Source organism: Geminisphaera colitermitum TAV2 (assembly GCF_000171235.2).
Taxonomy (GTDB): Bacteria; Verrucomicrobiota; Verrucomicrobiia; order Opitutales; family Opitutaceae; genus Geminisphaera; species Geminisphaera colitermitum.
In genome coordinates this window covers 1-7,154 of sequence record NZ_ABEA03000070.1, presented here as the reverse complement: position 1 = coordinate 7,154, position 7,154 = coordinate 1, and the positions used below count along the sequence as shown (strand labels likewise).

Genomic DNA, 7,154 nt, shown 5'->3' with positions numbered 1-7,154 from the left:
CGGGTTGAGCGAAACGGTTGTTTCGCGTCCCGCGGGCAGCCAGGCGCGCAGCACGCGGCGGAGGTCGGCTGTAGTGACGCGGGCGATACGTTCGAAGTAGGCGCGGCTGAAGTGGATGTCGCCCGCCACGACTTCGGCGGCGCCGAGACGCGAGGCCTGGCCGGACATGGTCTTGCGCGAGTTGATCTCGCCGACGACCACCTGGCGCACGGCTTGGAGCAGGCGCTCGTGGGTGAGCCCGGAGGTGAGCGCGCGCCGCAGTTCGGCGTGGACGGCGGCGGTGGCCGTCGCGCATTGGTCGGCGTCGCAGGTGAAGGAAACGAAGAACAGTCCGGTGGCGCCGGGAGCCCAGTTGCTCGTGTCGATGGAGTGGACGAGGCGTTTCTTTTCGCGCAGCGCCTGCCAGAGGATGGAACTGTCGCCGTGGCCGAGGATCATGGAGAGCAGGTCGAGCACGGGTGAGTCGGGGTGGGTGAGTCCGGGGGCCTGCCAGGCGAGGCCGGCGCGGGTCAGTTCCACGTCCTCGAAAAGATCGAGCGAGCGGGGCGCGAGTTGCGCGGGCTCGCCGGCGATGGGGGCGGGGGTGAGGCGGCCCCGCGGGGCGGAGCCGAATTTTTGTTCGATGAGCGCATGGGCCGCCGCCGGCTCCACGTCGCCGCACACGACGACAACGAGGTTGTTGGCGGCGTACCGGCCTTTGTAATACGCGACGAGGTCGGCGTGCGTGAGCGAGGAGAAAACGTCTTTGTATCCGATGATTGGATGCCGGAAGGGATGCTCCCGAAACGCGGTGTCGAAGAGCGCCTCGCCGAGGCGTCCGTCCATGTCGTCGCGCGTCATGGCGATCTCGCGCAGGATCACGTCGCGTTCGCGCGTGAATTCGTCGTCGGGGAGGGTCGAGTGCAGGACCATGTCGGCGAGCACGTCGAGGCCGGTGTCGATGTGCTCGGCGGGCAGGTCGGCGTAGTAAACGGTGCGGTCAAATGTGGTGTAGGCGTTGAGGTTGCCTCCTCGCGCCTGGATCTCGGCGGAGATGGCGCGTCCGGCGCGGCGCGTGGTGCCTTTGAAAAGCATGTGCTCCAGGAAGTGCGAGACGCCGCTGCCGAGAAGCGGGCCTTCATGGATGCTGCCGGTCTTGACCCACACTTGCACGGAGGCGACGGGGGCGGAGTCGTCGGCGAGGACGATGGCGGTGACGCCATTGGGGAGCACGGTGCGGTGGACCGGTTTGTTCCAGAAGGTTTCGAGCATCCGGCGGTCAGCCGTGGCAAGGAGGGATGGCGTGGGCATTATGGTATGTAGAGGAAGGCGGGGGGGGGGGGAGGGGAGGGACACGCTGCCAATGGCGCAAAAAGGAGGCATTGTGCTTCCTGCACCTGTTGTGCCTTTTGATGGCTGCGCATCTGCGGCACGGGTCAGGTTTTAGGATTCAGCGTTTTCGTGGGATTGGGGCGTCTGGCGGGCTGGCGGCAGGCGGGGAGAAAGGGTTTTACGAACGCTTCCTCAAAGTCGAACACCGAGGCAAAATCTTCGCGGCGGTCGGTGTCTGTTTTGCTGAACACGTTGTAATCAATGAGATTGTAAACGATTTCGCCAAAATCATCCGATTTGCGAATGCCCCACTCGTTGAGGACGGTCTTGGCCATGGGACCGAAACGATCGAGCGCGAAGTGGCGCAGTCCTTCCGAGAGTTCGCGTCCCGACACGTGCAACGAACGCTGGGCGCGTGCCGAATCCTTCTGCTTGATCTGTTTCACCGTTTGGTCGAGGCCTTCACGGATAAAGAGATACGCAGTTTTTGGATAGCGGGAATCCTCCTTGCGGATGAGGTCAATGACTTGATTGATGTCGAGCTCGGCCATGGAAAATGGAGTTTAGATTGAGCGCATTTGCCGTAACAGCGCAATCACCGCTCCGTATGTTTTCGATTAAAGTAGAAAATATTCGCCTCCAAATGGCAAAAAGATCATTTTCCGGTTTGTATTTTGAACAAACCTCAAGGTAAGGTGTTTACCTGACACCACATGATCGCATCCACTCAAACCAACCATCCACTGGCAAACGTGACCGGGGTATCTACCACGACTGACCCGGAAAAACGTTTGGAAGCGGCATGCCAACGACTCAGGCAATCCGGTCTCCGGATCACTCAGCCACGCATCGCCATTATCAATGTGCTCACACAGCACGAAGCCCCCGTCAGCATCGAGCATATCTTCGAGCAGCTTAACCGCCACTCGTGCGACCTCGTGACGGTCTATCGCTGCCTGGGTGCATTTGAAGAAATAGGCTTGGTAAAGCGTAGTTTCTTCCACAACGGCACCAGCCTCTACCGGCTCACGGATCGTACCGAGACCATCTATCACGTGGTTAACAAGGACACGAACGAGATCACCGCACTCGATGCCGATACGACGGCTGAGATCAGCACTCTGCTAGGGAAAGTGGAGCGCATGTTGGAAAGCCGCGGCTTCACTAACGTCACGCACATGCTGGAATTTTTCGCCCGCGTACCGCAGGCCGGATCACATCGTGATGCCGCCGGCGCAACGCCAGCGACCGAAATTCTTGGACGCGGAGCCAGCCCGGCCATCCCTGCACCCTCTTCCCTCAGCGTGTAACGTCGCCCAGCCCGGGCTGCCTTTCCCCGCGCGGCCCGGATACTGAATAACACCGGTGTCCTTCAAAGGTACCGGTGTTTTTTTTCGCATTTTTGCGGGCTTGTCATTCCTCCCGGTGTCGTAGTCGTTTGGCAGGAGTGGGGCGGGCGCATTTTTATTCCGTCTCCTGTCTCCTTTTTTTCGCTGTGCCTTACGCCTTTCGCCATCGCTTGTCGTTTTTCCGTATTCTGCCGTTTGTGTTGTTCGCCTTTCTTGCCGGATGCGAATCCCTGAACATGCAGGACTACGAACTCGTTTCCGCCGACGATGTCGCGGATATGTACCAGTCCGTGCGCGGACATTTTGCGGGCGAACCAGCGCCGCAGACAACTTCACGGCAACAGCAGGCGGAGACTTCGACTGCCATGCACATCGAGCGAACCTTGCATGAAGGCTCGCTCGACGAACTTGCCCAGCTCCGTCCGCAGGCCGAGGCGGTGTTGCAAGAAATGCGCCGTTACGAATGGGTGCAGCCTTGGGCGGACTGGCTGCTGGCCCGGCTCGATTACCTCGATCTGGCCAGTGAGGCTCTCGTTCGTGCCCGCGCACAGGAGCCAACCCGGCCTGGCGCGCCCTTGCCGCCATCGCCAGTGCCGCCGCTCTCCGCCGGTGAAGTTGAGCGCAAGGCGCGTGTGATCGTCAGCGATCGCGGGGCTTGGACGCGCCGTCTCGCCGGGCGTCCGGCGCCCGTTCGGGCCAAGACCTACGTGGACGACGCCAAGGCGATCTTTGTCGCCGAGGGCGTGCCGCCCCAGTGGGTGTGGCTGGCCGAGGTCGAGTCGTCGTGGAACCCCGAGGCAAGCAGTCCGGTGGGAGCGCGCGGACTTTTTCAACTCATGCCGGCCACCGCGGAACAACTCGGACTGTCGCTTAAACCCGAGGACGAGCGCGTGCAGCCGGACAAAAATGCGCGTGCCGCCGCCCGTTACCTCCGCCGCCTCTATGGTCGCTTCGCTTCCTGGCCGCTGACGCTCGCGGCCTATAACGCCGGCGAAGGCCGCGTCTCGCGCCTGCTCGCCAAACAAGAGCAGCCGGACGAGCGGACGTTTGCGGCCATCGCCAGCGCGCTTCCTGCCGAGACGCAAATGTACGTGCCCCGCGTTCTCGCCACCGTGCAACTCCGCGAAGGTGTCGATCCGCTGGCACTCCCTGCGCCGGGCCAGCCGTGAGCTTGTCGCGCTTTGTTGTTGGCGTGCGTGCGGACGGGAGTTTGCTGATGGTTTTTTTCCGAACCCTTTCTGACTTCCATGAAAAGCAAAGCCAAAGCCGCCACGAAAACCAAAGCCCGCGTTCTCCAATCCGCGAAGCGCCAGACGCAACGCACCGAGGACGTGAACAAGAAAATCGCCGCCAAAAAGGGACCGGTTTCGCAATTCATCGCCCACCACTACCGTCACTTCAACGCCGCCGCCCTCATTGACTCGGCCAAGGGCTACGAAGCTCACCTCAAAGCGGGTGGCAAAATGCTCGTCACCCTGGCCGGTGCCATGTCCACCGCCGAACTCGGCCTCTCACTCGCCGAGATGATCCGCCAGGACAAAGTCCACGCCATCGTCTCCACCGGCGCCAATCTCGAAGAAGACATTTTCAACCTCGTCGCCCATGACTACTACGAGCGCGTGCCCCACTACCGCGACCTTACCGCCGACGACGAACAGGCGCTGCTCGACCGCCACATGAACCGCGTCACCGACACCTGCATTCCCGAGGCCGAGGCCATGCGTCGCATCGAAGCCGTCGTCGCCGAGGAGTGGGTCAAGGCCGACAAGGCCGGCGAACGCTATTTTCCCCACGAGTTCATGTACAAAATCATCCGTTCGGGGAAACTGAGGAAGTCCTACCAGATCGACCCGAAAAACTCGTGGATGCTCGCCGCGTGCGAGAAAAACCTCCCCATCATCGTCCCCGGCTGGGAGGACTCCACGCTCGGCAACATGTTCGCCGGCCGTGTAGTGACAGGCGAGATACAAGACGCCCGCACCGTGCGCGGCGGCATCGAATACATGGCATGGCTGGCCGAATGGTACACCCGCACCGCCAAAACGCTCAAAACCGGCGAAGGCTCCATCGGCTTTTTCCAAATCGGCGGCGGCATCGCCGGCGACTTCCCGATCTGCGTCGTCCCGATGCTGCACCAAGACCTCGAACGCACAGGTGTTCCGCTGTGGGGTTACTTCTCGCAAATCAGCGATTCAACCACGAGCTACGGCAGCTATTCCGGCGCGGTGCCCAACGAGAAAATCACCTGGGGCAAACTCGCCGCCTCCACGCCCAAGTTCATCGTCGAGAGCGATGCCACCATCGTCGCCCCGTTGATCTTCGCCTGGGTGCTCGGCCAGTAAAGTGACGTGAAGCGGGCGGGACGCCCGCGCCACTGCGTTGTAGGGGCTTCGCTTGCGAAGCCCGCGACTGCGTTTGGCCTGCGTTTCAGCCTGCGACTGCTCTTCTGGTATTCGGTAAATCTGTCCGGCTGGCGCGGGCGTCGCAAGCGACGCCCCTACTGCGGGCGGGACGCCCGCGCCACTCCCCCCCCCCGGATCATTTTTTCTTTTTGGGCGGGGTCGGGAGCGGACGCGTCTTGGGCTCGCCGCTCTTTTTGTCGAATTCGACACTCTTGCCTTTCTCAACCTCCTTGAGCCAGTCCATGCCATTATTGTCGAAATAGGCGCTCGCGATCTCACCACCCAAAGTCCGGTGAATCCGTTCGCGAGTCTCGCCCGCCAAGGCCGCAAGAGCAGCCTTCTTGCCCTTGTCGTCGAGCGACGAATCGGAGGCGATTTGACGGGATTTTTGAGCAACCTCGTCGCGCAAAGAAAACACACGCGCGGGAGTTTCAGCCGGCAAATTGAACCGCTCCACGGCTCGTTCGAGCAGACTGTAATCAGACGTGCGCCTGGCAACGAGAGTCTTGTCGAGACGGTCGTCGGTGAGGATCGCGTCGCGGGCGGCGTCGAGTTGGGCGCGGGCCTGACGACGAAGCTCGCGCTCGGCATCGTTGGCAGGTTTGACGTCGGAGGGGAATTGTTCCTCAAAGGTTTTTTGCAAGGCGCCAAGTTGGAGAACTTCGCTTTCGGAGAGGTTGTAAAGCGTGGCGTCGTTGCGCAGCCGGTGGTTTTGGGCGGCGTAATATTTGACGCGTTCGTCGGGGGCGAGCAGTGCCTCCATGTCACGTTTTTCCTCGGTTCTCAGCAGATCGAAACCGCCCTTGTCGGTGGCGGTGCGGAAGCCGCCAGTCTGTTCCCAACTGCTGCTGCGCAACTCGCCGTAGTCGGCCTGGACTTGGAGCATCTGGTCGATCTTTTCGGCGGACAGAAACGGGAATTGCCTGCGCAGGCTTTCCACACGCCAGGGCTCGGGGCCGAGAAGCGCGTTGAGTTCGGCGTTCAGGTCTTTGCGCTTTTGGCTAAAATCTTTCTGCAGTTGCAAGTATTCGGGATTGTCGCGCGGGCGCGCGCCCTGCCACCAAGGGACGCTGGCTGAAAGCGCATCCATCGCTTCGCGCTGTTCTCTGATCAGTTTGAACTGGGCCGCGACGCGGACGAGTTGGTGGACTTCCGCCTCGTCCATGCCGGTTTTGCGGAGGGTGGCCAGGAGCGAGGTGGCGTCGCCGGTGTTGATGGCGTCGAGGAAAACCGAGTCGGTGCGCGTGAGTCCGGCGCGGGTGGCGTCGGAACGGGACAAGGTTGTGGAGGGTTTGCGTTGCGCGGGATTTTTTTTGCCGGAGACGGTTTTGGTCACGGCGGCGGCGGCGCGGGGGTCTGCGTCGCTGGCGGCCCAGTGTTTTTTTACCAGCACGATGCCGAGCAACAGGGCCACTCCGGCCAGCGTGATGTTGAGGTTGATCGAGAGGCGAAGGAGACGGCTTTCGCGCGTTCGCCCGGGCGCGGCGGCGGAGGCGACTGGCGAAGGGTTGAGGGGACGCCGGGTTTGCATGAGGCGGCAATGACAACATCGCCGCCTTTTTGTTCAACGTTCGTTTTCCGCGCCGGGGGGGGGGGGGAAGGGGGGGCCCCAATTCGGACGCGGATTGCGATGTCGTTACCCGCGGAATTGTGCGAGGAGCGCCGCCGGGTCGTCGGCGCGCATGAGGGCTTCGCCGCAGAGGATGGCGTGGGCTCCGCAGGCGCGGGCGCGGGCGGCGTCAGCGGCGGTGTGGATACCGCTTTCGCTTACAGCAACGACGTCGCGCGGGAAGAGCGGGATGAGACGTTCGCTGAGCGCGAGGTCGGTTTTGAAGATGGCGAGATCGCGGTTGTTGACGCCGATGATGCGGGCGCCGTGACGGGTGGCGCGTTCGAGTTCGGCTTCGTTGTGAATTTCGAAAAGCGAATCGAGTCCGGCGGCATTGGCGGCGGCGAAGAGCGTGGCGATGTCGTGGTCGTCGAGGGCGCGCACGATGATGAGGATGGCGGCGGCACCGGCTTCGCGTGCTTCGAGCACTTGCAGCGGATGCACCATGAAATCCTTGCGAATGCAGGGGGGGGGGGGGGGGGG

General features: G+C 62.2%; 7 protein-coding genes. 3 read left to right on the top strand and 4 right to left on the bottom strand.

What is annotated here, in order from left to right:
* A partial coding sequence (locus OBACDRAFT_RS07480) for a M16 family metallopeptidase (RefSeq protein ID WP_043584292.1) occupies positions 1 to 1,290 on the bottom strand: 1,290 nt, incomplete at its 3' end.
* Positions 1,291 to 1,415: 125 nt separating this feature from the next.
* Entirely contained in the window at positions 1,416 to 1,862 is a 447-nt protein-coding gene (locus tag OBACDRAFT_RS07475) for a Minf_1886 family protein (RefSeq protein ID WP_043584289.1), read from the bottom strand.
* A gap of 162 nt (positions 1,863 to 2,024) precedes the next feature.
* Here OBACDRAFT_RS07475 and OBACDRAFT_RS07470 point away from each other — a divergent pair, with 162 nt between their 5' ends.
* The 3 genes from OBACDRAFT_RS07470 to OBACDRAFT_RS07460 all read left to right on the top strand — a co-directional run bounded on the left by OBACDRAFT_RS07470 (position 2,025) and on the right by OBACDRAFT_RS07460 (position 5,002).
* Positions 2,025 to 2,621 carry a Fur family transcriptional regulator gene (locus OBACDRAFT_RS07470; RefSeq protein ID WP_081721882.1) on the top strand — a complete coding sequence of 199 codons (597 nt, stop codon included), beginning with the start codon at positions 2,025 to 2,027 and terminating at the stop codon, positions 2,619 to 2,621.
* A 185-nt stretch (positions 2,622 to 2,806) separates the two neighbouring features.
* A complete protein-coding gene (locus OBACDRAFT_RS07465) occupies positions 2,807 to 3,829 on the top strand; it encodes a transglycosylase SLT domain-containing protein (protein ID WP_232766794.1) in 1,023 nt (340 codons plus the stop codon).
* A gap of 78 nt (positions 3,830 to 3,907) precedes the next feature.
* A complete protein-coding gene (locus tag OBACDRAFT_RS07460; RefSeq protein ID WP_081721881.1) occupies positions 3,908 to 5,002 on the top strand; it encodes a deoxyhypusine synthase family protein in 1,095 nt (364 codons plus the stop codon).
* A gap of 196 nt (positions 5,003 to 5,198) precedes the next feature.
* On the opposite strand, the gene OBACDRAFT_RS07455 is transcribed toward OBACDRAFT_RS07460, so the two are convergent.
* Both OBACDRAFT_RS07455 and OBACDRAFT_RS07450 read right to left on the bottom strand, forming a co-directional pair.
* Positions 5,199 to 6,593 (bottom strand): hypothetical protein, encoded by a 1,395-nt coding sequence (locus OBACDRAFT_RS07455; RefSeq protein ID WP_043584286.1) that lies wholly within the window; start codon positions 6,591 to 6,593, stop codon positions 5,199 to 5,201.
* A gap of 105 nt (positions 6,594 to 6,698) precedes the next feature.
* Positions 6,699 to 7,154: indole-3-glycerol phosphate synthase TrpC (locus OBACDRAFT_RS07450; RefSeq protein ID WP_043584285.1), on the bottom strand; the 456-nt coding region annotated here is incomplete at its 5' end.